Annotated in this window: 1 protein-coding gene; it reads left to right on the forward strand. The window is 31.4% G+C overall.

What is annotated here, in order from left to right:
* Positions 1–59: 59 nt before the first annotated feature.
* A partial coding sequence (locus tag V6255_RS18515; protein ID WP_425355957.1) for a TIGR02450 family Trp-rich protein occupies positions 60–223 on the forward strand: 164 nt, incomplete at its 3' end.

Raw genomic sequence — 223 nt, forward strand, 5'->3', positions numbered from 1 at the left:
TCATATTATTTTTTAATGCACTGTGAGTATTCGCCATCAATAAAATTAAGCATAAAAATCTGCTTCGTAGTAAATGGACGGCAGTTAAATCTATTAACATAGAGAAGCACTTTTTAATTACAGAAGTCGATTTTGACGAGGATGGTGGTGTAATTTTGTGTTTATTAGAAGCGATCATTTCATGTCGAACAACAGATATTAATTGGCATGATTTAAAAGACAC

This window comes from Psychromonas arctica (assembly GCF_038155225.1).
Lineage (GTDB): Bacteria > Pseudomonadota > Gammaproteobacteria > Enterobacterales > Psychromonadaceae > Psychromonas > Psychromonas arctica_B.